We start from the raw sequence: 23,126 nt of genomic DNA, 5'->3' as shown, positions 1-23,126 counted from the left end.
AGTGGCAGCCGGATCACATGCGCTTGGCCGTATCTGCGGCAGGCGTCGCATTATGGGCTTGGAACGTCGACATCCGAGCGTTTGCTGTCTGCAGATTCACGCTGCGAGCGTCGCTTCTGTTCGATCCCGCCGTTCGCACGCGAAGCCTTTAGTGACCGCTTTGTCCTAGAAGGCATCGATGACGGCGGAAAACCCTGTCGGCATTGCAGATGTACTACAAACGAGTGTTTCCGCCGCCTGAGCCGACCCGCCAGCGCGTAGCGTATATCTGGATCCGTTCTATGTACTGCCCCCGGGAGGAGCCTGCTACCCCGTGGTTGGGGCCTCCTTGGATATCGGTGCGCCGTCCATTAAGGTGTCACAAGATGGGCACGGACTAGTGGCCGTGATCGCGCCGGCACGAGACCTTTGAATGACGACAAGACTTCACCTGGAGGACATCATCCAGCCGGCCGCGCTTGCCTTCGGAGCGCGCGTCAAGGCGCGACGGAAGGTGCTTGGGCTTACCCAGACCGACATCTATACGCGTACGGGGATCGGGATCGGCTACCTGTCCTCGATCGAGAGGGGCCGTGCGAACCCGACGCTGGACATGATGATAAAGCTCTCGGCAGCGTTAGGTCTGGAGATCTGGGACTTATTGCGTCCTACCGACGAGTAGCCAGTGGGCTGGGCGCGCTATGAGGCTGAGCATCTTGATCTCATCTCGTTGAAGGTATCCGGGAAAATGTTGACGATGTTGGTTTCGCTAGAGTCCCGGCGAAAGGTCTTCGGATCGATATAGGTATCGGCGAAACACGGATGGATCGCCCGGTCAAAACACTAACGGACCCATTTCACTGCCGCAAGAATGGCTGGGGATGGCTTAGCCTTGGAACGATATCCGAGGCGGAGCTCCCGTCGTATTCTCAATTCCAGAGGTACGAGAGCCGCAGCACTTGTGATTTCGCTGACAAACGTCGGCAGGGCACCGATACCCCCCCCAGTGACCGACCAAAGCTGAGATAGCGACGAGTTGGTTCGCATCGCGATGAAGCCTTGGGGACGTTCCGTACCGATCAGGACGTCGAGAAGTTCCGAGCGCACACTTGGACTGATATGCTCCACGAAGCGATGATTTTTGAGCGAGTCCATCGTTGATGGGATGCCATGGCGCTGAGTGTAGCTCTGGCTCGCATACACAGCGAAGTAAATCGTGGCCAGTTTCGAGGCGATGAGATCCGCCTGCGTTGGCTGTTCATACGTCAACCAGATGTCGGCCTTGTGGGTCCGGTCGCGCTCGAGGTTGTAGTCAAAATCCAGACCAATGGTCATTTCGGGGAGGACCGCCTGCAGCCTCGACATCCGCGGCGTGAGCCACAATGTCCGATACCCTCGGTGCAAGCGATGGTGAGCTCTCCAGGCTTCACAAGAACGTCCTTGCTACTCGCTGCAAGATCCCACTCTGCGGCGTGGCCCATCGCCTCGCCAATTCTCAGGAGCTTTTCTCCGTCCTCGGCTAGCACGATCCCGTTGGCACTGCGATGTACCAGTGTCAGACCGAACCTTGCCTCAGTGCGCTCGATTCTCCGCCGTATCGTGTTGACCACGACCCCATGATCTGAAGGAACCTTTCGCATGCTGCCGAGCCGCAGGGCGGCCCGGAACAGCCTCACGTCGTCCCATTGCAGGTTGGCGAACTCGGCATGGTGTTTAGTGTTCCCCCCTGGAACACGTGGCTCAACTTTTGTGAGCCTGTCAGTCAGACGCCTTCGCAATATCACCTCCGCTACGCGACAGCCCCGGGGATATCGAATGTTTCAAGACGTTGGCAGTCCGATAGGCTCCCAATCGACCTCTTTCTGGGATGGTTGCTTCAATGAGCGCATGAGTGCGCTCATTGCGCGTAATCACTGTCGGCAAGTCCGGCTACAGCGGCTCCCTCCCGGTAGCACCATGAGGATGATCGATGAGGTGCGCGCGCTGCTTCCTCTGGCGGACGGCGTCCATGTTGCCCGAATGCTCGAGAAGGACCCTGATATCGTCCGATCCGTAACCGTGCCTGGGGAAGATGGGGCAGCGGGCATCTTCGCCTACCTCCCGCTCAATGCGTACGGAGCATGGGCGCTGATGACCGGCCGGTATGATGGCAGCAGGCCCGACCCGGCATGGATCTGCTCGGCAGGCGAAAAACCGTCGGCTATCGCGATCTGGCTGATCGTCGCGCCGGGGCTGTTGATCCGCATGTTCGAGCCCATAGCGCGGCTCTTTCGCGACCTTTGTCCGGAGGGCTGCGCCATATTCTCGTACGGAGCGACGGATGCTTCGGCGAGCATCCAACGTGCTGTCGGTTTCCGTCCGGCTCAGGAGATGTTCCCCGGGGCCTCCGCCCATTTGGTTGCGGCATGCCCGCACAATGCCGTACCGATCGATATCGCCCGGACCATCGAACGGGCACGTCGGGGGCATGTGCACGTCGGCGTGGCACGCTCGATCGAGGACATGGCCAAGGTCTTCTCGGTCCGCTCCGCCACCTTCCAAGCTGAACAGGCATGCCCTTACGAGGAAGAGTTCGACGGCAACGATTTTTGTGCGACACAGCTTCTGGCTTATGTCGGTGACGATCCGGCTGCGTGCATCCGCATCCGCTATTTCGGGGATTTTGCGAAGCTCGAACGCCTTGCCATTCGCCGCGAGTATCGAAGCCGGAGCTTATCACGTCCTTTGGTCGGAGCGGCGCTGGCTCACTGTGCGCGGAAGGGCATCCGCCGGATATACGGACATTCACGCTCGGACCTAGTCGGATTTTGGCAGCGTCTGGGTTTTGATGTCATCCCGGAACGCCCGCCCTTCTGGTTCTCAGACGTGGAATATGTCGAGATCGTCGCGGAGTTGACCGCGGATCCACTCGAAATCCGGTTCGGGATAGATCCGCTGATGGCGATCAGACCGGAGGGCCGTTGGGACGAGCCGGGTCCCCTCGACATGTCGCTCGTCCGTTCGTCGTTAGCGGCATGACCAGGGTGTCGAGCCGCCCTCAGACGGAACCCACCACGGCATCGGGGGCAGAAGGGATAGCTGTGCCGGATAGCGCAGAGGTGCGATCGCGTTTTGCGGACAGAGTTCAAGCTTTGCTTGGCGAAATGGGGCTATCGAAGGACGAGCTTGTGGAGCGGAGCGCGCTGCCGTCAAGCCGGGTCGATCGCATCCTAGCCGGCAGTCTCGTCCCGGTCACTTTCCGCGACATGACTGTCATCGCCGCTGTTCTCGGGACGCCGGTTCACGCCCTTCTTCTCCCTACCAACGCGGCGGTCGAGGTCGTATCGCTCGAGGTAGTTGAAGAGCGTCGACCGGGCGACGCCTAGCTCCTGAGCAACGTCCGTGGCGGTCGCACCTGGAGCGCTCAGTCGTTCACGGATTTCCGGTAATTTATCGGGACCAAGCAATTGCTTGCGACCTGGGGACGACATCTCGGCAGGATGCGTCTTAATGCCGTGTAGGTGCCGGTAATGGCTGTCGAGTGCATCGAGCATCGCGTGGAGTTTATCATCGGCGCCGGGCTCAACAATAATCCGGGGCGTACAGATTTCAAAGCTGACGCCATTCCGAAGCAGCTTGGCTATCGCCCGCACGAGCATGGGGGTTGCAATCGCGAGGCATGAAAGATCATGGACTTTGACGCGATCACCGGCCTCAAGGCCGATGCCCTTGCGCTCCAGCAGCTCGCTGAGCTGACTGAACGTCTTGCGGCCCGCGAGGACCTCGATGTCATCAGGGTTGAGCCACGATTGTTGGTTTTCGATCGTCGCCGAGCCCGGTGTTTGCGCGAGGAAAGCGACGCTTTTGCCCAATCTTCTGCCCTTTACGCGAAGCGCATTATCCGGAGACCGCGACGACGCTTCGCGCCGTCACGTCTAAAAAGAGATTTTCTACGCCAGGCTACCCGGATCGGCAACCAGGCGAGAGCGTGGCAGCGGAAGCGATTTCGAAATCGCAATAACCAGATACGTCATTGCCACCTTGCGATTGCATGTTGCCAGATTTGTCAGTTATAGAATAAGATCAAATTTGTACTAAGCTTACGGAAGGCGGTCATGCTTCCAGTGGGTCTCACGGCAAAGGCGATCGAGCTCTGCGCAGCAGGGCTTGGAGGTGGTGTGACGCCGCTGCCAACGCCTTATGCGATCTCGGTACATGCAGGCGCGGCGCTGAGCCGTGAGCCCGTTACCGAAGCGGACGCCGAAGCGACTGTTCGGGATCTCATCACGTTGGGCGCGGATTTCGTGGCGGGACCACTTGCGATTAGCGGACGCGACTTTGCGACCTACGGCGTTACGCCGGCATCAGTTTTCGATGCCTGCTCGCTCGCGCATATCGATGATGGGGCGGCTGACACGCCAGCAAACGATGCGCCGACGGTCTCGAATGTCGCCGCGCTGGTCCGGCGCGCCTTCGGCGCCCGGATCACCGACACGATCCGCCCTATGAACGCGAGCTACGGCGCGCGGTATAGCTGGCACAAGGTCGGCCAGGCGGTCGATTTCGTGCCGGCAGGCGGCGTCAATTCGATCAACCGCGATCAAATTCGCGCGCTGATGGGACAGAGCGGGATCCACCTGATCGAGCTGCTAGGCCCGGGTGATCGCGGGCACTCCAATCATTGGCACATCGCCTTCGCGCGTCCGGGTCAAGTGATCGACCGAACACCGCCGGTCGAGGAGGATGAAGACTGGATCGTCAACGTCGCCAGCGCTGATGCGTCGGCGTCGGCGCCGGTCGCGACAAATGCGCACACCGCGCCGGCCTCGGTCCTGCAAACCGCAGCAAAGGCCCCGCCACAATGGGACGTCTTCGCCAACGTGGCTTGGCGCGCTTCTCAGGGAGGTGGTTCATGATGCGACGTGTTCTGAGTAAGCTGAGCGATGCCACGAGAGCGGTCGCGCTGTGCACGGGCGGTTTGGTCGCCGTCGCGGCGCCCCAACCGGCATATGCCTCGGATTGGGGCTGCCAGGTGGTCCTGTGCCTCGCAACGCCGGGGTCGCCGACAAAGTACGCGGAGTGCGTGCCTCCGATCACGAAGCTGTGGAACGCGCTGGCGATGGGCGGCCGGTTTCCGTCCTGCACCGGGGTCGGCATAAAAACGAAGTCGGCGAAGCATGGTTATACCATGACCGTGACCCAGCCCGACGGCAGCACGTCGCGCTACTCGCTGGATACGCGCTACCAGACGGTGACGCAGCAATGATGCACGCCGTTGCCGCCCTCACCGTGCTGGTGCAGCAATGCGCGTCCGAGGTCGCGACCGAAGCGGTCGTGCCGCTCGTCGTTACGGAGAGTGGCGGCGACGATCTTGCGATCAACGTCAATCGTGGCCCGCGCGTGCGCGCCGGCTCTATTGCCGAGGGTGCCGCGCTGGTTCGGCGCTATATGGCGCAGGGCTACACAGTCGATGTCGGCTTGGCGCAGATCAACTCGGCCAATTTCGCGCGGCTCGGCGTCAGCGTCGAACAGGCGTTCGATCCGTGCACGAACCTGCGTCTCGCATCGTCGCTGCTGCAGGAGGGCTATGGTCTCGCCAGCCGCCACTACAGCGGCCTCGACGCGATTTCCGCGACCTATTCGCTCTACAGCACCGGCACGCTGACGCGGGGCTTTCGCAACGGGTATGTCGGTCGCGTGTGGTCGGCCGCGAGCGGCATGGGCACGATTCAGGCCGCGCCGCCTATTCCGGGTGCGCCCGCTGTGACGGCCGCTGCAACCAGCGCGGCCAAGCCTGCCAGTAGCGGCGATAGCTGGGTGGTCGGTCAGATCGCTTCCAACTCAGTCGAGGTCTTCAAATGAGCGTGGATAATATTGTTGCGCGGCCTGGGCGGGACGTGGATCCGGAAGCCGCAGAGGCTGGCTTCAGGATGCCGCCCGATCTGGCCAAGCGGTACGACGTTCGCGTTGTCCCGGCAAAAGACCCCAACGAAGTTCGTATGGGCATGTTTCGACCGGGTGATCGCGGTGCCCCGTCGATCGAAGTCCTGGGCAACGGGGATCGGATCGTTGCTCGGAAGGAGGATCCGGAGACCGTCGCGGCGCTCGTGAAGATCGCCAAGCATAATGGTTGGGAGGGGATCGACGTCGATGGATCGCCCGAGTTCAAGAAGGCCGTATGGGAGGCCGGATCGCGGGAGGGGCTAACGGTCCGCGGCTATGAACCGAGCTTCGTAGAACAGGAGCGGATGGCGGATATCCGACGTGCTGACGAAGCACGGCGCGAACGCGAGGCGGCTGCAAAGCCGGCGCCGGTCGTGGAACAGGTTGCGCCGGTCGCCGCGGTTGAAGCGACGGTTCCGGCGCGGTCGGCCGATGTCGGTCGGGAAGCCGCTGCGGAAGCAGCGCCAGCGCATGGCAGCACGGCGTTGTCGGATGCCGACAAGCGTCTGCTGCTGACGCTGAGCGTCTATACCCAGGACCATAAGGCGCTCTCCGAGAGCCTCACACCGAACCTGGAACCGATGGAACGGGAGTTCCGGTACGAGCGCCTCGATGTGAACAAGGAGGCGCTCAACGGCGCGCTAGAGCAGGCGTTGGAAAGCCCGACGCTGGTCAGCTCGTTCTCCAAAGCGGGCTATGAGCACGACGAGCTGCGTCGGATGGGGCGTGACGGGAAGTGGGACGGCGAGGTTGCGGACGCGATCTACCTCGTTCGCTCCGGGCTTAATCGTCACGAGGTGGCGAAAGAGTTGGTCGCGTCGTTTGTAGAGTCGGAGCGGGCGGACGAACGGGCTGGGACGCTGATACCGTATCCGCATCAGCAGCAGGAACCGGCAACTGTTCGCGAGGAGCGGGTGCACGGCGCTGACGCCGCGCGAGACGATAATGAGGAATTGGCGGAGCTGTTCCTGCGCGGCAACGCCGAGCGGATTGCAGCTGACCCACGCCTTGCCAATGCGGTCGAAGCGCAGGTGGCAATGGAGCAGCATATTAGCGCGGCGTTCGAAGGAGACGCGGACCGGATCATGTCCGCCAACCTCGAGAGCCGCGATTTGATCTCGGCCGCGCTGTCGCGCGGCTTGGATGTTTCGGTGCGTGAGCCAACCCCCGTTCGGCAAGTCGAACCGATCCAAATCACCCCCGACCTCGAGAGGTAAACGCAAGCCATGGAGACCCGTATGAAGTTCACTCAGCCGATGGGCCGGATGATGTCCGATCGCCGTGCACGCCAAATTATGGGCATCGCCGGTGTGGTTGTCCTCGTTGCGATCGCGCAGCCCGCCCTCGCACAGAGCGGTGGTACGTCGATCGAGACCGGGCTCGGCACGATCAAGACGTGGATGACGACGGTCGCCTCGGTCGTCGGCGTGATTGCCGTGATGGCGGTCGGCTATGCCAAGCTGACCGGCCGGATGGACTGGGGCAAAGCGGTCACGGTGCTGATCGGTATCGGCATCATCTTCTCGGCCGCGACGATCGTCGGCTGGATGGGCGGCTCGGCGTAAAGTGGAAGACAAGCTCGCCGAGGATAGAGTGTTCCTCGCCCTGACCAGGCCATCGGTGTTCATGGGATTACCGCTCGAGGCGATCCTGCCGATCATCATGGTCTGCATGGTGTTCTGGGGGATATTCCATAATCCCTTCTACCCCCTGGCCTTGTTCGGGGCGCTCTACCTGCCGGCACGCGCGATCTGTCACTACGACTTCAACGCGTTCCGGCTGTGGGGCCTGTGGTTCCAGACGGGCTTTCTATCCAAGAATCGCAAGTTCTGGGGGGGCGGAAGTTACTCTCCCGTTCGCCTCGCCAAAGGCGTGAAGCGGAAGCATTTCGGCAATGACTGATTCCAAGCTGAAGCATAAGAAGATCACGCTTCGTGAGGCGGATGACATCAAGTTCATCCCCTATACGCGACACGCCGACGACACACTGGTCGCGCTCGAAGACGGCTCGCTCATGCGCATGTACCGCGTCGATGGACGGCCGTTCGAGACCAGCGACATCTCCGACCTCAACACCTGGCATAGCAAGCTCAACATCGCGTGGCGCTCGATCGGTGATGATCGCGTGGCGATGTGGACGCATCTTGTGCGCACTGCGACCGACCCGGTTCTCGAAGGCGATTTTCACTCCGCCTTCGCGCGTCAGTTGCAGGACAGGTACGCGGAGACGCTGCGCGAGAAGGTTCTCTACCATAACGAGTTTTACGTCACGATCCTCGTGCGCCCGTCGAGCATGGCTGGCGATCAGGTGGGGCGCATCTTCTCGAAGCAGGCCGACACCGAGATCGATGATCGCGCGATGACGCTCATGGCGGACAAATGCCGCGATTTTGAATCGCTGCTCGCCGACGTCGCGCCGGAGACGTTGTCGCTCTACGAGCATAACGGCGTCATGTTTTCGGAACCGATGGAGGTATTGCACTTCATCCTGACCGGCGATCGCATTCGTATCCCACTGCTCAACGGCAGGCTCGGTCAGGCGCTCTATTCCTCGCGCATCGTGTTTGGCCGTGAAGCGGCCGAGATCCGCTTGCCGCACATATCCCATTACCTCGGCATGTTCGGGGTCCGCGAATATGTCGCCAGCACGCGGAGCGGGCAGTTCAACAGCCTGCTGACGCTCGATTTCCCGTTTGTTCTGACCCAAAGCTTCGCGCCGCTGGTGAAGTCGGTTGCGAGCGATCGCTTCACGAAAAAATACAAGCAGATGGTGTCGTCGGACGACGCCGGTGTCAGTCAGGCGGAGGAGCTGCTCGAGGGTGTCGACGATCTCATGGCGAACCGCTTCGCCATGGGTGAGCATCATCTGTCGATTTCGGTGATCGACGAGGATCCGAAGCGGTTGCTGGAACGGCTGTCGATCGCCCGATCGGCCGCGGCCGATACGGGCATGGTGATGGCGCGCGAGGACGTAGCGTTGGAAGCTGCGTTCTGGGCGCAGCTTCCCGGCAACTTCCGGATGCGCGCACGCCCTGCGGTCATCAACACGCGCAATTTTGCGGCGCTCAGCCCGTTCTACACCTTCCCGGCCGGTCGCAAGTCTGGGAATCACTGGGGCGAGGCGGTCACGCTGCTGAAGACGCGGGCGGGCTCGTCGTTCTGGTTCAATTTCCACCGCGCCGATATCGGCCACACGCTCATCATCGGCCCGACAGGCGGTGGTAAGACGGTGCTGCAAAACTTCCTGCAAGCGCAGCTCGAAAAGACCGGCGCCAAGCAGGTCTTCTTCGACAAGGATCGCGGTGCGGAGATCTTCGTACGCGCCTGTGGCGGCACCTATCTGGCGTTGCGTAATGGCGAGCCGACCGGCTTTGCACCGCTGAAGGGGCTGACCGCCAGCCCGCACAACATTGCGTTCCTGCGGCAGTTCATCCGCGTGCTGGTGCGCCGCGATAACCGCCCGCTCAGCGTCGCCGAAGAGCGACTGATTGATGAGGGTATCGACGCTGTGATGCGCCTGCCGGCGCCATCGCGCTCGTTCAGCGCACTGCGCGAGATGTTGGGGTACTCCGATGCCGAGGGCATCGGGGCGCGGCTCGAGCGCTGGTGCCTTGGCGGACCGCTCGGCTGGGCGTTCGACGGACCGGAGGACGAGGTGTCGATGGCGGCGCAGTTCGTCGGGTTCGACATGACGGACTTCTTGGAAAACCCGGAAATCCGCACGCCGACGATGCTGTACCTGTTCCACCGTGTCGACGAGCTGCTGAACGGGCAGCGTGTCGTGGTCGACGTGGACGAGTTCTGGAAGGCGCTTGAGGATGATGCGTTCCGCGCCTTTGCGCAGGACGGCCTGAAAACCTTCCGTAAGCGCAACGCCTTCATGGTGTTCGGCACACAGTCGCCGGCCGATGCGCTGCGCTCGCCGATCGCGCACTCGATCATCGAGCAGACGGCGACCAAGATCCTGTTGCCCAATTCGGACGCGAAGCGGTCAGATTATTGCGACGGCTTGGGCCTGACGGAGGCGGAGTTTCGCTTGATTCGGGAGGATCTGACCCCGGAGAGCCGCACCTTCCTGGTCAAGCAGGGGCATACCTCGATCGTGGCGAAGCTCGATCTGGGTGGGATGCCGAACGAGTTGAAAGTGCTTTCTGGCCGCGAGGAAACGCTCGTCGCCATGGAGGACGCCATTGCCCATGCGGGCAACGATCCCGTGGCGTGGCTGCCGCATTTCTACGCCAACCAAAGGAGAAGCTGACATGTCGCTAAAGCACATCGTCATGGTTGCAGCCGCGCCGGTCGCGCTCGCTGCGTTCGCGTCGCCGGCTGCTGCCCAGGGTATCCCCGTGTTCGATACCTCGACCTACGTGCAGGCGCTCGCGCAGGTCCAGAATACGGTCAAGATGATCGACCAGGGCAAGCAGCAAATTCAGCAGGCGCAGGACTCGTTCAATTCGCTCTCGAAGCTGACCAACGTCAACAGCATCGCGCCGCAGCTCCTCAATTCGCAGGTGCGCAACCTCCTTCCGAACACGACGATCGATGTCGCGACACTGACGGGAGGCGACTTGACCAAGCTTGGATCACTGTCCGGCTTGGCGAGCAACATCCAGTCTCGCTACGCGCTCTCGGCAAGCGGATCATCCGCTGACGCCGCTTACGCGCAGTCTCTCAAGGACGCCACTGGGTCGGCTGCGGCGACTGCCGCTCTGGGCGAGAACACGCTTAGCGTCGCGCAGACCCGGATGCAGGGCCTCGACCAGCTCCGTGAGCAACTGTCGGTAGCGAAGGACCCAAAAGACGTCATGGATCTTCAAACGCGGATCTCGGTCGAGCAGGCACAGCTTCAGAACGACATGCTCAAGATGCAGGCAATCCAGATGGCACAAGCTGGTGAGGCCAATCTGGCAAATAGCGGCGCAGAAGCCGCGGCAGCACGTAATGCCGCCGCTTTCTACGATGCGAATACGATCAGGAAGTGAAAATGAAGAAGTTCTTGCCATTTTCCGCAGTGCTCATTGTTTGCGGCTGCCAACAAGAGGTCGCCGTACCGACAGCACAGGAGCTGATCGCCAACCGCCCTTTGCTCAAGGAGTGGCAAACGAAATGTGATACGGGTCAGTATAGCCACCTCACCGCTGAACAGAAACCCAGGTATTGCTCCACAACCGAGGAAGCCAACATATCTGTCACCGAGGCAGCCGCCGCGAAAAGCGCGAGCGATTTCTATAATGCTAATACAAGAAGAAAGTGATTTTTCGGTGTAACCCCGCTTCTGTATCTTAAGGTATAGCAAATATGCCAGCCGCCACTCCAATCAATATCATGACGTTGTTTACGACGATGTATTCGTACGTGGAGACGGCTATCACGACGTCTGTTGCCTCATTTGGCTCCGGGCTCGTTATATTCGTTGCTGCGCCACTTGGGCTGGCCGCAATAATCTATTTTCTTCTGCTAGGCTTTGCAGTTCTAAGGGGCGCGATACAAGCCCCCCTACGAGAGCTGGTCTTTCAAGCGGGCAAAGTCGGGTTCGTGCTCGCCGCTGCGGGCGCCGTCGGCTACTCGGCGTTCGTCGTCAATGTAGTGACGAACCTGCCAAGTGAGATCATCGCGGCGGGGTCGGGCACTCCTGTCACGAACCCTGGCACTACTTTCGATACGTATGTCTCCGATACTGGCAAGCTCGCAAGCAAGATGAGTTTGGCTAACGCAAAGGTACAGTTGATGCCTTCAAAGGGTCTAACCGATGTACGTACGCCACTTATTCAGCTTAGGTGCTGGGTAATCACTTATTCTTGCATCGGCCTTCTTTACGTTTTTGCATTTCTTTCCGCCTCGATCGGTTTTTGTATCGTTATCTTCGCCAAACTGTCGGTTGCAATTTGCGTCGCCCTTGCGCCGCTCGCGCTTGCTTGTCTGCTGTTCAACTCGTCTCGCTGGCTGTTTGATGGTTGGCTGAAGCAGACCGTCAACTTTATTCTATTGATGGTCGTCATGGCGATCATGACGAATTTCATTACTGGCCTTCAGGAGGCAGCAATGGACGGTATAATGAACTCTGTTGGGGACGGCTCCGGCTTCGTGACCATCGAGGGTACGACCTTTACTTTATCAGCCGATCTCATCCTTGCTGCGAGCTTGGTTTGTTGCGCAATATACATTGTCGGCTCGATATTCTTCTTCCAGTCGCCAGCAATTGCTGCTGGCATCGCAGGTGGCGCCTCCTCTGGTGGCCATGGCTTCCTGCAAACCGGCATGAACATGGCTGCGAACCGGCTCATGTTTAAGCGCGCCACGCAGGGGAACAAGCCAGGCGCAGGACGCGGCTTAGGCGGATCGGCAAATCGCTTGTCGTAGATCGGCTGATTAGCCGCTTTCGGGCCATGGATCACGCACACCGCCCGCGCGGCAAAGATACGAACGGAGACCGTATGAAAAGGCTCACCATCGTGGCGTTAGGCGCCGTCGCGCTTAGCGGCTGCACCGGGACTCACATTAAACCGCCATCGGTTTGTGACGGCAAGCATCGCCGCCCAGCGAACCTATACGGGACGATCCTGCCCAGCCTGCCGGTGCCGCTTCCGGCGTCGCAGCAAGGCACGAATCAGTCGATGGTCGCGCCGCCAAGCAGTGCGACGACACCGGCGCCGGCTCCTGTCGCACCGTCGGATCCCGTGTTGCTGCGGGATGACACGCCCGCTTCGGCACCCACGCCTTCCCCGTCCCAGACGCCTGACACAGCACCGGCTACGCCGATCGGCCCTGGGACGATGAATGTTCCGCGACCAGCGCGAGGTACGCCCCAGCCGGGTGTCGCGCTGTCCTACTCCTCCTGCTGAAGGGATCGACGCCATGGGCGCGGTGAAGTCCGAAGATAAAGAGAAATACTTCGAGACCTCGAGGACGTGGGAATACGACCGTATGCGGGCGGCGATCCAGTCCAGGAAGATCGCTTGGGGTGTTGCCGCGGGGGCCTGCACCCTCGCCGTAGCGTCGGTTGCAGCCGTGGCGATGCTGGCCCCGCTGAAGACCGTCGAGCCCTATGTCATCCGGGTCGATAAGTCGTCCGGCGAAACGCAGGTTATCACGGCCCTGACGGGGCCGCAGCCGCGCACCTACGACGATGCGGTCAACCGCTACTTCATCTCGCAATATGTGCGGATGCGCGAAGGCTGGCTGAACGACGCTGCACGCGAGAACGCCTATGCCGTGATGCTGATGAGCGACCAGCTTGAGGGCGCGCGTTACCTGAACGGTGTCTCGGCGAACAACAAGAACGCGCCGTCCAACATCTACGGTGAGAAGGGCTTCGTCTCGATCTCGATCCGGACGATCAGCTTCCTCAGCCCGACGGTCGCGCAGGTCCGCTACACCAAGATCATCACAATCGGTCAGAACACACCGGTCGCGCAGAATTGGAACGCGATCCTGACCTTCCGGTACACCACGGCGCCCGAGCATGAGAAGGATCGCAACATCGATCCGCTCGGCTTCCAGGTCGTCAATTATCGTTCCGATCCGGAGGCGTGAGATGAGCGATCGGCCAACAATTCCGGACGATGGCGAGCGCGTCGTCGTCCCCTTCATGCCAGAGCTTCGCAAGAAGCTAGCTGTTCGCCTGTCACCATCAACCACAGAATTGGTGGTGACAGATACCGGCTCGAAAAGCTGGTTCTGGCGCTCGGTTGGTGCGGTTTGGCAACGCCTCATCGCGCTTTCGATCGTCGGGGCCGCTGCGGTCACGTTGATGCCAAAAGCGGCGTTTGCGTCGGAGACTCCCGTCCCAGGCGGGAAAGACGCGCGCGTCCGCAACGTCAATTACGATCCCGACCAGGTGGTGACGATCGTCGGCAGTTTCCGCCACGCGATCGAGATTCAGTTCGGTCCCGGCGAGACGGTGACGCAGGCGGCACTCGGCGACACGGTGTCGTGGCAAATCGCCCCGGTCGGGAACGTCGTCTTCCTGAAGCCGCGTGAGAAGGCGGGCGGGACGAACCTGATCGTCATCACGAACGCGGGCGGAACGCCGCGAACCTACCATTTCAATCTATCGCTCGGAACGGGCGATACGATGTACGGTGTCCGCTTCCATTATCCGCGCGAGGAACGCGCCATGGCGGCGCTCCAGGTGCAGCTCGCCCAGGCGCAAACCGCCAAGGCAATCGAGACGAACGTCGCCCAGGCAGCGCTCGACCATGCCGTAATCGAGGGCACTCGGAACATGAATTATACGGTGCAGGGCGACTCCGCGCTGCAACCGACCGAGATCTCCGACAATGGCGAGTTCACGGTACTGCGCTATCCGGGCCACGCCGATATCCCCTCGCTCTTCGCGGTCGACGTCGACGGCATCGAGACCATCGTCCCCTACGATGTTCGCGAGGATTTCGTCGTGATCCATGCGGTCTATCGTCAGATCCGCCTCCGGCGCGGTTCGACGGTGCTGTGCATCTACAACGAGGCGCCGCTGCGCAATGATCGCGGCGATCGCACGGGCACCGTCTCCAATGTGGTCGAACGTAAAGTGAAGGGACAGTAACATGGTCAGCACCGTCATTGACCGGGGCGGCGACGTCGCTGCGGATACCGTCCCTTCGAGCGACATCGATAGCCCGGTCGCACGCAGTGGCGGGTGGGGCAACATCGCCTTGATCGGCGCCGGGGTCGGTCTCCTCGGCACGATGGGTGGCCTCATGATCGGCTATAGCGCGTTCCACCAGTCCGCCAGCACGGCGTCGGCAGCTCAGCCCGCTAAGGCCAGCGAGCGATCTGTGGACGATGTGATGGGCTCTGCGAACGCGCAGCGGGCGGCGTTGGCGGGCCAGCTTGGGCAACCTAACGCTGTGCAGACTGACGTGTTCGGGCGACCGATTACGCCAGCGGCCGGCACCCAGGTTGCGGATGCGAACGGGAACCCCGTCTCGACAACCACCACCGCGTCAAACGGGCAGCAGTCGCCGGCGCAGCGACGGGCCGAGCAAGCTCGCGCGATGGCGGATGCGGCGCGGCGATCGCCGATCATGGCCTTCGGCAATACCGGCACGGCATCGGCCGTGCCTGGCGCGGGGATGGAAGGGCAGCAAGGGGCGGGCCAAGGCGATGGGTCGCGTGGCGGGCAATCCACAGTTGCGCGACAAGGGTTCGGCGCAAGCGGGTTCGGGCCGTCGGGTGACGATGCGCCGGCTGCGCCGGCAAAGGGCGCGACCGATTTCAACGACCAGCTCAGCCACTCCGCGATCCAGACCGTGCGCGCCACCATGGTCGCCGATCGGAACCTGCTGCTGAGCGCCGGTACGGTGATCCCCTGCACGCTTCAGACCGCGATCAATTCGACGCAGGCCGGGTTCGTGTCGTGCGTCATCAATCACGACGTCTATTCCGAGAACGGTCGCATCGTCCTCATCGACAAGGGGACCAAGGTGCTTGGGCAGTATTCGGGCGGCATCACGCAGGGGCAGGCTCGCCTGTTCGTGCTTTGGACCCGCGCTCTGACCCCCCGTGGTGTTGCGGTCGATCTCGGTTCGCCCGCGGCCGACAGTCTCGGTCGCGCAGGGCTTCCGGGCGGTGTGGATACGCAGTTCTGGGCGCGGTTCGGCATCGGGCTCGTCATCTCGGTGCTGGAGGATGCCTCGCAGATCGCCGGTCGAGCACTTGCCAATGAGGGTAGCAATACGACCCAGGTTCCGGGGCAAACCGGACAAACGGTGCTTCAGAATACGATGAACATCAAACCGATCCTGAAGAAGAACCAGGGTGACACCGCTGCGATCTTCGTCGCCAAGGACTTCGATTTCCGGTCGGTCTATGACGTGGGGCTAAGGCGCTAAGCCGATGGCATCCAGCCCTACGTCGCTCATCTACGAGCATAATGCCGAGCCGATCCGACGGCATCTTCTTCGCGACGACGTGACCGAACTGGTTATCAACGAGCCCGGGGTGATCGGTCTCGAGACGCGCAACGGGTGGGAGTGGCATGACGAGCCGGCACTCGACAACGCCGCTCTCATGACGCTGGCCAAGCTGATCGCCGGCTTGACCAAGCAGGACATCAACTCCGAATATCCGGTCTGCTCCTCGGTCCTGCCGGGGGGCGAACGCGCACAGGTCGTCGTTCCCCCGGCCGTCGAGCAAGGCTTCATCTCGATCACGATCCGCAAGGCGTCGGGCGTGACCATGAACATCGACGATTTCGAACGTGCCGGACTGTTCAGCGAGGTTCGCGCGCACGGTCTGTACGGAGATGTCGATGCTGATCTGCTGCGCTTGCGCGAGGCGGGCGACTGGCGCGGCTTTTTCAAGCTTGCGGTCGAGGCGCGCAAGAACATCCTGATTTCCGGCGCTACCGGCTCGGGCAAGACGAGCTTCTCAAAGGGGCTCATCAAGCTGATCCCCGACTATGAGCGGATCCTGACGATCGAGGACACACGCGAGCTCGTCGTGCCGCAGCGCAACCACGTCCACATGATGTACGCCAAGGACGGGAAGAGCCTCCAGAAGGCCGGCGCCAAGGAGTTGCTGGAGTCGGCGCTGCGTATGCGGCCCGATCGCATCCTCCTGCAGGAGCTGCGCGATGGCACGGCGTTCTTCTACCTGCGCAACGTCAACAGCGGCCATCCCGGCTCGATCACGACTGTCCACGCCAATACGGCCGAGGGCGCGTTCGAGCAGCTTACGCTGCTGGTCAAGGAGTCGGAGGGCGGCAACGATCTCGATCGCCACGATATCCGGTCACTGCTGCGCTCGCTGGTCGATATCGTGGTGCAGATGCACCGGCTGCCGCCTGGTGAGGGTCGGCCGGCGCGCTATCGCATGACGGAAGTTTGGTTCGATCCAGCGAGCAAGCCGAACGATTAGGGAGACTATGGCGTGAGCGGTAAATGGATGCGGAGCGACGAGGGGTCGCAGCCGGCAGCTATCGCGTTTTTGGCCCTGATTGGGTTGGTGATGAGCGCGGCGATCGGCGCGGTCGCCGTCCTGTTCAAGGCGCACTTGCTCAGTGCACATACGCCGTGGCGCAAGGTGCCGGGCGCGCTTTGGGTGCTCAAGGGCTATCCCATCGTCTATGTGCCGTTCCTGATCGGCTTCGGGGTCGGCATGGTGCTGACCGTCATCATCATCATCTCGACGTTGTTCACCCGCCAGAAGCTGCACGGTGAGGCGCGCTGGGCGCGCGTCAATGAGGTCAAGAAGGGCCTGTTGCTCTCCCAGACCGGCATCGTGCTGGGCAAATTCAATGGCAAGGTGATGCGTTTTGGTGGCCCCGAGCATGTCATGCTCGAAGCACCGACACGCGCGGGTAAGGGTGTCGGCGTCATCATCCCCAATCTGCTCGACTGGCCGGACTCGCTGGTCGTTCTCGACATCAAGCAGGAGAATTACGAAAACACCGCCGGCTACCGGAAGGAGGTCCTTCGGCAAATTGTACTGCTGTTCAATCCGCTCGATACGGGTGGACGCACCGTGCGGTGGAATCCGCTGGGGTACATCAACCGGCGAGATCCGGTCGAGGTCGTCAACGAGCTGCAGAAGATCGCGGCGATGCTCTACCCCGATCCGCTGACTGGCGAGAAGTTCTGGGCCGAGGGCGCGCGCACCGCGTTCCTCGGCGTCACAGCGTATATCGCCGCAACCGTCGACGATGGGGAGAACGCCCTCCCCTTCACGCTCGGCGAGGTTTATCGCCAGTTCGCGGCCGTCGATGCCCAACGCCGTTTCCCCAAGATCATCGCTGCGCGCGAGAAGGCTGGTAAGCCGCTCTCGACCGCGTGCGTCTCGGCGATCCAGGATTACACCGGCTCGTCGGCAAACACCTTCTCCGGCCTGCGTCAGTCCGTCACGTCGAAGATCAATGCCTGGCTGAACCCGTATGTCGATGCGGCGACGTCAGAGAGCGATTTCGATCTGAGCGAGTTCCGCGACAGACGGATCTCGCTCTATCTCGGTGTCTCGCCGGACGATCTGGAGCGCGTCGCGCCGATCTATGGCCTGCTCTTCCAGCAGCTCATCGACCGCAACGTCCGCGAGTTGCCGAAGGAGGGTCTGCACCAGGTCAAGGTGCTGCTCGCACTCGACGAGTTCGCCAGCCTCGGCAAATGCACCGTGCTGGCGAACGCCTTCAGTTATGTCGCTGGCTATGGATTGCGGATGCTGCCCGCGTTCCAGTCGCTCGAGCAGATTCAGGGCGTCTATGGCGACAAGGTCGCGGCCGATATCGAGCGCAACTGCGCGGTGCGGCTCGTGCTTCGTCCGGCCGCCTTGTCCGAGGCGAAGAAGATCTCTGACCAGCTCGGCAGTTACACGTACAAGGCGCAGTCGCGCTCGATGGGAACCTGGGGTGGCGGAGGCGGATCGACGTCCGAGTCCGATCAGCGCCGGCCGCTGATGCTCCCACAGGAAGTCGAGCTGCTGCCGGAAAACGATCTGATCGTTTTCCGGCGCGGCATGTACGCGACCTACGGCAAGAAGGTCCGCTATTACGCGGAGAAGCACCTGATCGAGCGGACCAAGATTCCGGCCCCGCAAATGCCCCCGATCCGCGTCGACCCCGCGATCGCGGCGAATAGCTTGCGCGTGATCGAGGCGACGCAGGCCGAGGATGACGCTGCCGCTGCCGCAACGACGGCAGGCACGCCGTCTGCCTCCGAGGCTGCCAGCCCGACGGGAAGCCAGGTGAAGAAAGGGCGGAGATTGAACCGAGCGGCGATCAGCGACTGTCTTGCTGTTCCGCCAAAGCAGCAGGTCCGCAAGCTCTTCGACGGTGTTTGCACGGTCGGAGAGAAAGCTGCGTAACTCGGGGTGTAGATATCATCGCTAATTGGCACGGTCTGTCAGAGCTATTTGTCACCTGTCTCGACCTTACCGCCCTTTAGAAAATGACGAAATGGTGGAGACATATCGATCACAAAGGTGTCACGGCCGATCCGGCTCGCCTAAAATAGTTCGTCGATATTGGTGATGGCGGAGAAGGTGTCGGTCGCGGGGCGGGTCGCATCGAAATTCCGGTGCATGTCGTCCGTCGCGCCTGGTTCTGGCGCGATCTGCCAAACGGGCCGGTTGCCGGCATCGAACAGGAACACCTCTCGCCCCCAGATTTCGCGGTGAATGCCATCCCTCGTCGGATACGCTTCGAATAGAACCAGACGCCCCGAGCCTGGCACCGGTAAGATCATGCCGATAGGGTAAGACTGCACAGCCTGATCCGATATTCTTGTTCCACACACCACAATACGAGGCAGCGGTTAATTCCTGAAACTCGATCTTATTTCGAGAATCAAAGCTGGCACGGGCCGCGTTGCAAAAGGGGTCCCTTTTGCGACGGCAGGGGCACCCAAACATAGCCATTCCCCCAGCGAACCGCGCCACCCGAAACCGGACATTGCTTAATGACGGGATTTTTCCCGAACTTGGTGCGTGCCAGCATGACGGAATTGGTAGACGTATCGCTACAGCGATCTCGGCGACGGGTGCGGGTTCGATTCCCTGCCGTTGGCAACTTTGCCCAATATCAGTCGGCAGTGGGAGCGGCTAAGCAGCGGTATGGATAGCGTCAGGCCCGCGCTTCGCTCTCTGCAACGTAGCGGCGCAGCACGCGGTTGATTTCGGTCTGGTAGCCACGATCATGGGCGTGCTCCTTGAACCAGCTCACGATATCGGCATCGAGCCGGAGCGTGACGGGCTTTTTGATAGGGCGATACAGACCTGGCCGGCGGGCATGCTGCCACGCTTCGGCCGATGCTTCGGGGATATCGATGGTGTCGATCTGATCGTCCGGCAGAGCTGCGAGCCGATCGAGCTGATCCTGCAACTCGGGACTAAGCGCTTTCTTGGTCATAGCGTTTCCTTTCGTGTGCCGTTGCTTTTCGGGCGCTGATGATCCGGACCCGGTCTTGGTTATCCGGTTGCGGATGGCTGTGAACGACCACCAGGACGACAACAGCACCGATCATGCCGATAGCGTGCCAGCGCTGCTCGCCGCCTTCCATGCGATCAGGAAGGACTACGTAGAGCGGATCGCTCCAAACCTCGCGCGCCAGCTCGGAAGAGACCCCGTGCTTGGCGAGATTCGATGCGGCCTTCTCATCGTCCCACTCAAAATCACGGCCGCTTCTGTATTTACGAATATGTCTGTACACTATGCGGCTGTTTTCCGCAAGTGAGCAGCGGCAGTTACGCCCAATTGTCGCCGTTCAAGCATCTGGTGGAGCTGCCCGAAACTGGACGTTGATTGATCGGCATCGATTATGGGAAGAAGGAGCATGATAGCGCCTTTCCACCGATACCTCATCACCGCTTACAGCGAGTGGGAGACATTCGATATTCAGGCCGAGTGCCCCGATGATGAAAGAGCTGTCGATAAAGCACGTCGCTATGGATCACTCCAACACGTCAGCACGAACTTTCCATCAGTGATTTTTGCTCATGTTGCTGCTGATGAGTCAGACGGACCCCGCGACGTGGGAACTTGGGAATACCGAGTGAGACATACGAAGAAACCAGGCTTTATCTGGCACCCTGGAAAATGGCCGCAGCGCCCGATGCCGGAAGATCGACCGGCTATCCGACGTTGGACGGTTGGCTTTGTGGGCGGCAGCTAACCACTGTTACATCCCAAAAGCAGTAATTCCGCTATCCTCTCCAACCCGGCCATTCGAGCGTCGTTCGTTTACAGACATCGGCGCGGCAAGGTATGTAGCGCCGATGCATCATTCCACCTCAACGAAGCAGCGGATCAAGGCCAGGGCGTGGTTAGGAGCGGGAATAGGCGCAATCATCGCAATTCCTGCGATTTTTGCAGCGATTGTCTCAGGTGGCGCCGGGCACGGCACCTACATCGCGGCAAGCGTGCTGTTCCCTTTTTCAATGCTGCTCACAAGGCTTGAGGGATCGATCGGCCTTATTGGAATGGCTGTGGGGGTGCTCCAGTTTCCCTTATACGGGGCAGTGGCTGCGCGGGCCGTAGCGGTGCGGGGGAATTCGTACTTCCTTCCGTTGACAACAGTGCACTTGGTTGCTGTCCTCGCCTGCTTTTCAGGTCTGCTGCCGAACTTATCGTGAAGGACGAGTGACTGCTATTAGTACTCGTCCTCTCGAAAGCCGCCCGTCCGCTTTCCTTCCCATCTCGAACGTTCCGCTTTCGCTCAATTGCTGACATCGCGGATTTAGGCGGCGTTGCAATGAAAGCAGTTGCTCGCCAGTAATGTTCCCATGCACGACGAGCGCCCTGAGAAACTAGCAGACAGCCTTACCGAAGCGGTGGAGGCGATTTATCGCACGTTCGAGATGCGGCCACCCTTGTCGATTGAAGGCTGTCCTTGCTGCATCGATACCCGCGGGACGGACGTGTTGCTCACAGTGCCGCTACGGCAGATCACCGGGCAGGATCTTTGGCGTTATGTGTCGGGGGCCTTCCTGACAGTCGGCGGCAAGCATGATTTTCGGTATCTTCTACCTCGAATTTTGGAAGTGTCAGTCTTCGAACCTGCGAACGCCAACGATGCTGAGATTGTGCTAGGCAAGCTTTCTCTTGCGACTTGGCGCTCATGGGCAGCAGATGAGCAGCTTGCGATCGAAGCGTTTATTGGAGCGTGGTTCGAACAAGCACTTTCGGTTGACCTGTCCGAGGCGGATGAGTGCTGGATCGGTCGGGATGCTGAAAGTGTGCTTTGTGGCGCCGGAAGAGGAGGGGTTCCCATGGAACGATTGCTCGCGCGCTTGGTCGAGCCGGACGCCGCACCGGTTCTAGCCGATATGAGAGAAAGGTTTCCGAGCAAGCCGTTCGGCTTTTGGAAGGACGCGCCAGATGCCTTCTCCAAAGTACGCGCGTTCTTGAATCAAGGACGGACGCAAGTCGCTAACCTTCCATCTGTGCCATTCGACTAACGCCCAAATGCGGACATTGCGCGGGGTAGGACAGTAATCTAATTCAGCTCATGGCATGTAAAACATTAGGTAAGCTTGCGTTTGCGCTAATTTCGGCATTGCCGATCCCCGTGTTCGCCGACGCGTACAATTTCGGTCCTTTCTACGTACGCTTCGATGATGCGACAAACGCCGATGATCGAGATAGCGTGATGGGTTTCGCCGCTCAGTCTTATAATCGACTAAGTCCAATGGCTGTAACGGTTTTCCTTTGTGCAACTACGTCTTCATTAATGTTAGCGCGATCGCGCCAGCATTCAGTTCGACTGAAATTAATTGATTCGGGCGTTCCGAGTGAAAGGATCAGGATTGGAACTCGATGCAGCAAACGCCTTCGCGTCGCTAACGATGATGAAGACGCCGTTGTCGTCATCGTTGGCCCGACTGGCAGCTAACCTCCCCATTCCGGTCATTCCGCTTGCCGGTTCGAGCCGTAGCACGGGGTCAACGAACCGCGCTTATAAGAGACGAGCGCCTTGCCAACCATCTAGCAATAGCCGGTAAACCAAAGAGCAACGGTGACAAGACAGCAAGCTTCGAAATCGTGGTTTGCGGGGGATTAAAGATCAGAAATGAAATAGGAATGATATACGCCGCGAGCGTCATCAACCAAGCCAAAGCTGGTCGAACGCCGCCATCTAACGCGCGTTGACCAAACAAAATACCAGTACCGATTGGTAGCAAAATAAGTGAATAATTGAGCAGGGCATTTTGCAAATCCTGAAATGACGAAAGTATCAATGATGCCTGAAAAAGAAGCATTATAATAACTATTGGAATGAAATGTTTTGAGATAAGAGGAGTATTTGGTTTAAATGCCCCAGACCCACGGACATCAAGAAAAACAGAGTAGATGAGTGCGCAATCTACGACAATGCCCAGGCAAGCTGGGACAATCAGCCAGCCGGGCAGGGGATGATTAGTTGCAGGCTCCAAAGCGAATATAAAAGGCCCCACAATCCCCAAAGCCAAAATTACACCACGGACAACGTTGGATCGCTTTTCTGTTTGCATTTTAGTCGAATTAGTGGCGTTTCTCGAACAGATCAACTTAACTTTTGGTCTCATGCGTTCGTTCGCTTTCCACTCTATCTCAGAAATTCCATCGGCCAAGAGTCGATTAAACTCGAACCGAGGCCTAGCTAGACAGAGCTAAGTGTCTGATTGTTGCGGTTAGACAATCTGAAGGCCCAGCCGGGCCTTGAGTAAGTAAGCGTGGCCGGCAGGCCGCAGATTACGCGGCTTGCGCCACTCGCTCTGCGGTTTGCGCGGACCAGTTCCAGGGCATGAGTTCGTCCCATCGC

Annotated in this window: 27 protein-coding genes and 1 pseudogene; 21 read left to right on the top strand and 7 right to left on the bottom strand. The window is 60.3% G+C overall.

Annotated features, from left to right (window positions below):
• Nucleotides 1-412: 412 nt before the first annotated feature.
• Nucleotides 413-661 (top strand): helix-turn-helix domain-containing protein, encoded by a 249-nt coding sequence (locus C8J25_RS18460; RefSeq protein ID WP_107955830.1) that lies wholly within the window; start codon nucleotides 413-415, stop codon nucleotides 659-661.
• A 161-nt stretch (nucleotides 662-822) separates the two neighbouring features.
• Here the strand turns inward: C8J25_RS18460 and C8J25_RS21220 are convergent, their stop codons facing one another.
• Nucleotides 823-1,314, bottom strand: coding sequence for a LysR substrate-binding domain-containing protein (locus C8J25_RS21220; protein WP_244187213.1), 492 nt, complete (start codon nucleotides 1,312-1,314; stop codon nucleotides 823-825).
• Nucleotides 1,311-1,619, bottom strand: coding sequence for a hypothetical protein (locus C8J25_RS21215; RefSeq protein ID WP_244187216.1), 309 nt, complete (start codon nucleotides 1,617-1,619; stop codon nucleotides 1,311-1,313). Before C8J25_RS21215 ends, C8J25_RS21220 begins: the two co-directional genes overlap by 4 nt.
• Before the next feature lie 316 nt (nucleotides 1,620-1,935).
• Between C8J25_RS21215 and C8J25_RS18450 the strand changes: the two genes are divergently transcribed.
• Entirely contained in the window at nucleotides 1,936-2,997 is a 1,062-nt protein-coding gene (locus tag C8J25_RS18450; protein ID WP_244187212.1) for a GNAT family N-acetyltransferase, read from the top strand.
• 191 nt (nucleotides 2,998-3,188) lie between these two features.
• Here C8J25_RS18450 and C8J25_RS18445 read toward each other — a convergent pair whose 3' ends face one another.
• Entirely contained in the window at nucleotides 3,189-3,830 is a 642-nt protein-coding gene (locus C8J25_RS18445) for a recombinase family protein (RefSeq protein ID WP_244187211.1), read from the bottom strand.
• 243 nt (nucleotides 3,831-4,073) lie between these two features.
• On the opposite strand from C8J25_RS18445, the gene C8J25_RS18440 reads away from it, so the two are divergent.
• From C8J25_RS18440 to C8J25_RS18370, 15 genes are all read left to right on the top strand, one after another.
• Nucleotides 4,074-4,874, top strand: a complete 801-nt coding sequence (locus C8J25_RS18440; protein WP_107955828.1) for a lysozyme family protein — start codon at nucleotides 4,074-4,076, stop codon at nucleotides 4,872-4,874.
• Nucleotides 4,871-5,224: a hypothetical protein gene (locus C8J25_RS18435; RefSeq protein WP_107955827.1), complete on the top strand. Its 354-nt coding sequence runs from the start codon at nucleotides 4,871-4,873 to the stop codon at nucleotides 5,222-5,224. The genes C8J25_RS18440 and C8J25_RS18435 overlap by 4 nt, the downstream gene beginning before the upstream one ends.
• On the top strand, nucleotides 5,221-5,820 hold the full coding sequence (locus C8J25_RS18430; protein ID WP_107955826.1) for a lytic transglycosylase domain-containing protein: 600 nt from the start codon (nucleotides 5,221-5,223) through the stop codon (nucleotides 5,818-5,820). The genes C8J25_RS18435 and C8J25_RS18430 overlap by 4 nt, the downstream gene beginning before the upstream one ends.
• A complete protein-coding gene (locus C8J25_RS18425) occupies nucleotides 5,817-7,118 on the top strand; it encodes an LPD7 domain-containing protein (RefSeq protein WP_341871547.1) in 1,302 nt (433 codons plus the stop codon). The genes C8J25_RS18430 and C8J25_RS18425 overlap by 4 nt, the downstream gene beginning before the upstream one ends.
• Nucleotides 7,119-7,139: 21 nt before the next feature.
• Nucleotides 7,140-7,466 (top strand): TrbC/VirB2 family protein, encoded by a 327-nt coding sequence (locus tag C8J25_RS18420; RefSeq protein WP_107955845.1) that lies wholly within the window; start codon nucleotides 7,140-7,142, stop codon nucleotides 7,464-7,466.
• A gap of 1 nt (nucleotide 7,467) precedes the next feature.
• Nucleotides 7,468-7,803, top strand: coding sequence for a VirB3 family type IV secretion system protein (locus C8J25_RS18415; protein WP_107955824.1), 336 nt, complete (start codon nucleotides 7,468-7,470; stop codon nucleotides 7,801-7,803).
• Nucleotides 7,796-10,159, top strand: a complete 2,364-nt coding sequence (locus C8J25_RS18410) for a VirB4 family type IV secretion/conjugal transfer ATPase (RefSeq protein ID WP_107955823.1) — start codon at nucleotides 7,796-7,798, stop codon at nucleotides 10,157-10,159. The genes C8J25_RS18415 and C8J25_RS18410 overlap by 8 nt, the downstream gene beginning before the upstream one ends.
• A gap of 1 nt (nucleotide 10,160) precedes the next feature.
• Nucleotides 10,161-10,883, top strand: a complete 723-nt coding sequence (locus C8J25_RS18405) for a TrbJ/VirB5 family protein (RefSeq protein WP_107955822.1) — start codon at nucleotides 10,161-10,163, stop codon at nucleotides 10,881-10,883.
• Between the two features lie 2 nt (nucleotides 10,884-10,885).
• Nucleotides 10,886-11,155: a hypothetical protein gene (locus C8J25_RS18400; RefSeq protein ID WP_107955821.1), complete on the top strand. Its 270-nt coding sequence runs from the start codon at nucleotides 10,886-10,888 to the stop codon at nucleotides 11,153-11,155.
• Between the two features lie 44 nt (nucleotides 11,156-11,199).
• A complete protein-coding gene (locus C8J25_RS18395) occupies nucleotides 11,200-12,261 on the top strand; it encodes a TrbL/VirB6 family protein (protein ID WP_244187210.1) in 1,062 nt (353 codons plus the stop codon).
• Nucleotides 12,262-12,678: 417 nt separating this feature from the next.
• On the top strand, nucleotides 12,679-13,434 hold the full coding sequence (locus C8J25_RS18390; RefSeq protein WP_244187209.1) for a VirB8 family type IV secretion system protein: 756 nt from the start codon (nucleotides 12,679-12,681) through the stop codon (nucleotides 13,432-13,434).
• A gap of 1 nt (nucleotide 13,435) precedes the next feature.
• Nucleotides 13,436-14,443 carry a TrbG/VirB9 family P-type conjugative transfer protein gene (locus C8J25_RS18385; RefSeq protein WP_107955819.1) on the top strand — a complete coding sequence of 336 codons (1,008 nt, stop codon included), beginning with the start codon at nucleotides 13,436-13,438 and terminating at the stop codon, nucleotides 14,441-14,443.
• A gap of 1 nt (nucleotide 14,444) precedes the next feature.
• Nucleotides 14,445-15,731: a type IV secretion system protein VirB10 gene (gene virB10, locus C8J25_RS18380; protein WP_107955818.1), complete on the top strand. Its 1,287-nt coding sequence runs from the start codon at nucleotides 14,445-14,447 to the stop codon at nucleotides 15,729-15,731.
• Nucleotides 15,732-15,735: 4 nt separating this feature from the next.
• On the top strand, nucleotides 15,736-16,758 hold the full coding sequence (virB11, locus tag C8J25_RS18375; RefSeq protein ID WP_107955817.1) for a P-type DNA transfer ATPase VirB11: 1,023 nt from the start codon (nucleotides 15,736-15,738) through the stop codon (nucleotides 16,756-16,758).
• Between the two features lie 12 nt (nucleotides 16,759-16,770).
• A complete protein-coding gene (locus C8J25_RS18370; RefSeq protein ID WP_244187208.1) occupies nucleotides 16,771-18,693 on the top strand; it encodes a type IV secretory system conjugative DNA transfer family protein in 1,923 nt (640 codons plus the stop codon).
• A gap of 140 nt (nucleotides 18,694-18,833) precedes the next feature.
• On the opposite strand, the gene C8J25_RS20835 is transcribed toward C8J25_RS18370, so the two are convergent.
• Nucleotides 18,834-18,980 carry a hypothetical protein gene (locus C8J25_RS20835; protein WP_167397763.1) on the bottom strand — a complete coding sequence of 49 codons (147 nt, stop codon included), beginning with the start codon at nucleotides 18,978-18,980 and terminating at the stop codon, nucleotides 18,834-18,836.
• A gap of 336 nt (nucleotides 18,981-19,316) precedes the next feature.
• Between C8J25_RS20835 and C8J25_RS20830 the strand changes: the two are divergent.
• A pseudogene (locus C8J25_RS20830) lies at nucleotides 19,317-19,395 on the top strand.
• A gap of 55 nt (nucleotides 19,396-19,450) precedes the next feature.
• Here the strand turns inward: C8J25_RS20830 and C8J25_RS18360 are convergent.
• Both C8J25_RS18360 and C8J25_RS18355 read right to left on the bottom strand, forming a co-directional pair.
• Nucleotides 19,451-19,735: a BrnA antitoxin family protein gene (locus C8J25_RS18360; protein WP_107955814.1), complete on the bottom strand. Its 285-nt coding sequence runs from the start codon at nucleotides 19,733-19,735 to the stop codon at nucleotides 19,451-19,453.
• Entirely contained in the window at nucleotides 19,716-20,036 is a 321-nt protein-coding gene (locus C8J25_RS18355; protein ID WP_244187207.1) for a BrnT family toxin, read from the bottom strand. The genes C8J25_RS18360 and C8J25_RS18355 overlap by 20 nt, the downstream gene beginning before the upstream one ends.
• A 123-nt stretch (nucleotides 20,037-20,159) precedes the next feature.
• Here C8J25_RS18355 and C8J25_RS20410 point away from each other — a divergent pair, with 123 nt between their 5' ends.
• The 3 genes from C8J25_RS20410 to C8J25_RS18345 all read left to right on the top strand — a co-directional run bounded on the left by C8J25_RS20410 (nucleotide 20,160) and on the right by C8J25_RS18345 (nucleotide 21,783).
• Nucleotides 20,160-20,498, top strand: a complete 339-nt coding sequence (locus C8J25_RS20410) for a hypothetical protein (RefSeq protein WP_146173392.1) — start codon at nucleotides 20,160-20,162, stop codon at nucleotides 20,496-20,498.
• Nucleotides 20,499-20,601: 103 nt separating this feature from the next.
• The gene (locus tag C8J25_RS18350) at nucleotides 20,602-20,958 is read left to right on the top strand and encodes a hypothetical protein (protein WP_107955813.1); all 357 of its coding nucleotides are present in this window, start codon (nucleotides 20,602-20,604) and stop codon (nucleotides 20,956-20,958) included.
• 150 nt (nucleotides 20,959-21,108) lie between these two features.
• Nucleotides 21,109-21,783, top strand: coding sequence for a hypothetical protein (locus C8J25_RS18345; RefSeq protein ID WP_107955812.1), 675 nt, complete (start codon nucleotides 21,109-21,111; stop codon nucleotides 21,781-21,783).
• 483 nt (nucleotides 21,784-22,266) lie between these two features.
• Here C8J25_RS18345 and C8J25_RS20405 read toward each other — a convergent pair whose 3' ends face one another.
• A complete protein-coding gene (locus C8J25_RS20405; RefSeq protein ID WP_146173391.1) occupies nucleotides 22,267-22,836 on the bottom strand; it encodes a hypothetical protein in 570 nt (189 codons plus the stop codon).
• Nucleotides 22,837-23,126: the final 290 nt, after the last annotated feature.

Origin of the sequence: Sphingomonas faeni, from assembly GCF_003053745.1 — a bacterium.
GTDB classification, from domain to species: Bacteria; Pseudomonadota; Alphaproteobacteria; order Sphingomonadales; family Sphingomonadaceae; genus Sphingomonas; species Sphingomonas faeni.
Note: the sequence above shows the minus strand (reverse complement) of the source record. Positions and strands in the feature narration are given on the sequence as shown.

Coding starts and splice junctions, on each gene's coding strand:
- C8J25_RS18395 (WP_244187210.1), top strand. CDS start 11,200: ATGCCAGCCGCCACTCCAATCAATATCATGACGTTGTTTACGACGATG.
- C8J25_RS18430 (WP_107955826.1), top strand. CDS start 5,221: ATGATGCACGCCGTTGCCGCCCTCACCGTGCTGGTGCAGCAATGCGCG.
- C8J25_RS21215 (WP_244187216.1), bottom strand. CDS start 1,619: ATGCGAAAGGTTCCTTCAGATCATGGGGTCGTGGTCAACACGATACGG.
- C8J25_RS18345 (WP_107955812.1), top strand. CDS start 21,109: ATGCACGACGAGCGCCCTGAGAAACTAGCAGACAGCCTTACCGAAGCG.
- C8J25_RS18400 (WP_107955821.1), top strand. CDS start 10,886: ATGAAGAAGTTCTTGCCATTTTCCGCAGTGCTCATTGTTTGCGGCTGC.
- C8J25_RS18420 (WP_107955845.1), top strand. CDS start 7,140: ATGAAGTTCACTCAGCCGATGGGCCGGATGATGTCCGATCGCCGTGCA.
- C8J25_RS21220 (WP_244187213.1), bottom strand. CDS start 1,314: ATGACCATTGGTCTGGATTTTGACTACAACCTCGAGCGCGACCGGACC.
- C8J25_RS18425 (WP_341871547.1), top strand. CDS start 5,817: ATGAGCGTGGATAATATTGTTGCGCGGCCTGGGCGGGACGTGGATCCG.
- C8J25_RS20410 (WP_146173392.1), top strand. CDS start 20,160: ATGATAGCGCCTTTCCACCGATACCTCATCACCGCTTACAGCGAGTGG.
- C8J25_RS18435 (WP_107955827.1), top strand. CDS start 4,871: ATGATGCGACGTGTTCTGAGTAAGCTGAGCGATGCCACGAGAGCGGTC.
- C8J25_RS18390 (WP_244187209.1), top strand. CDS start 12,679: ATGTTCCGCGACCAGCGCGAGGTACGCCCCAGCCGGGTGTCGCGCTGT.
- C8J25_RS18350 (WP_107955813.1), top strand. CDS start 20,602: ATGCATCATTCCACCTCAACGAAGCAGCGGATCAAGGCCAGGGCGTGG.
- virB11 (WP_107955817.1), top strand. CDS start 15,736: ATGGCATCCAGCCCTACGTCGCTCATCTACGAGCATAATGCCGAGCCG.
- C8J25_RS18440 (WP_107955828.1), top strand. CDS start 4,074: ATGCTTCCAGTGGGTCTCACGGCAAAGGCGATCGAGCTCTGCGCAGCA.
- virB10 (WP_107955818.1), top strand. CDS start 14,445: ATGGTCAGCACCGTCATTGACCGGGGCGGCGACGTCGCTGCGGATACC.
- C8J25_RS20405 (WP_146173391.1), bottom strand. CDS start 22,836: ATGCAAACAGAAAAGCGATCCAACGTTGTCCGTGGTGTAATTTTGGCT.
- C8J25_RS18385 (WP_107955819.1), top strand. CDS start 13,436: ATGAGCGATCGGCCAACAATTCCGGACGATGGCGAGCGCGTCGTCGTC.
- C8J25_RS18450 (WP_244187212.1), top strand. CDS start 1,936: ATGAGGATGATCGATGAGGTGCGCGCGCTGCTTCCTCTGGCGGACGGC.
- C8J25_RS18460 (WP_107955830.1), top strand. CDS start 413: ATGACGACAAGACTTCACCTGGAGGACATCATCCAGCCGGCCGCGCTT.
- C8J25_RS18360 (WP_107955814.1), bottom strand. CDS start 19,735: ATGACCAAGAAAGCGCTTAGTCCCGAGTTGCAGGATCAGCTCGATCGG.
- C8J25_RS18410 (WP_107955823.1), top strand. CDS start 7,796: ATGACTGATTCCAAGCTGAAGCATAAGAAGATCACGCTTCGTGAGGCG.
- C8J25_RS18405 (WP_107955822.1), top strand. CDS start 10,161: ATGTCGCTAAAGCACATCGTCATGGTTGCAGCCGCGCCGGTCGCGCTC.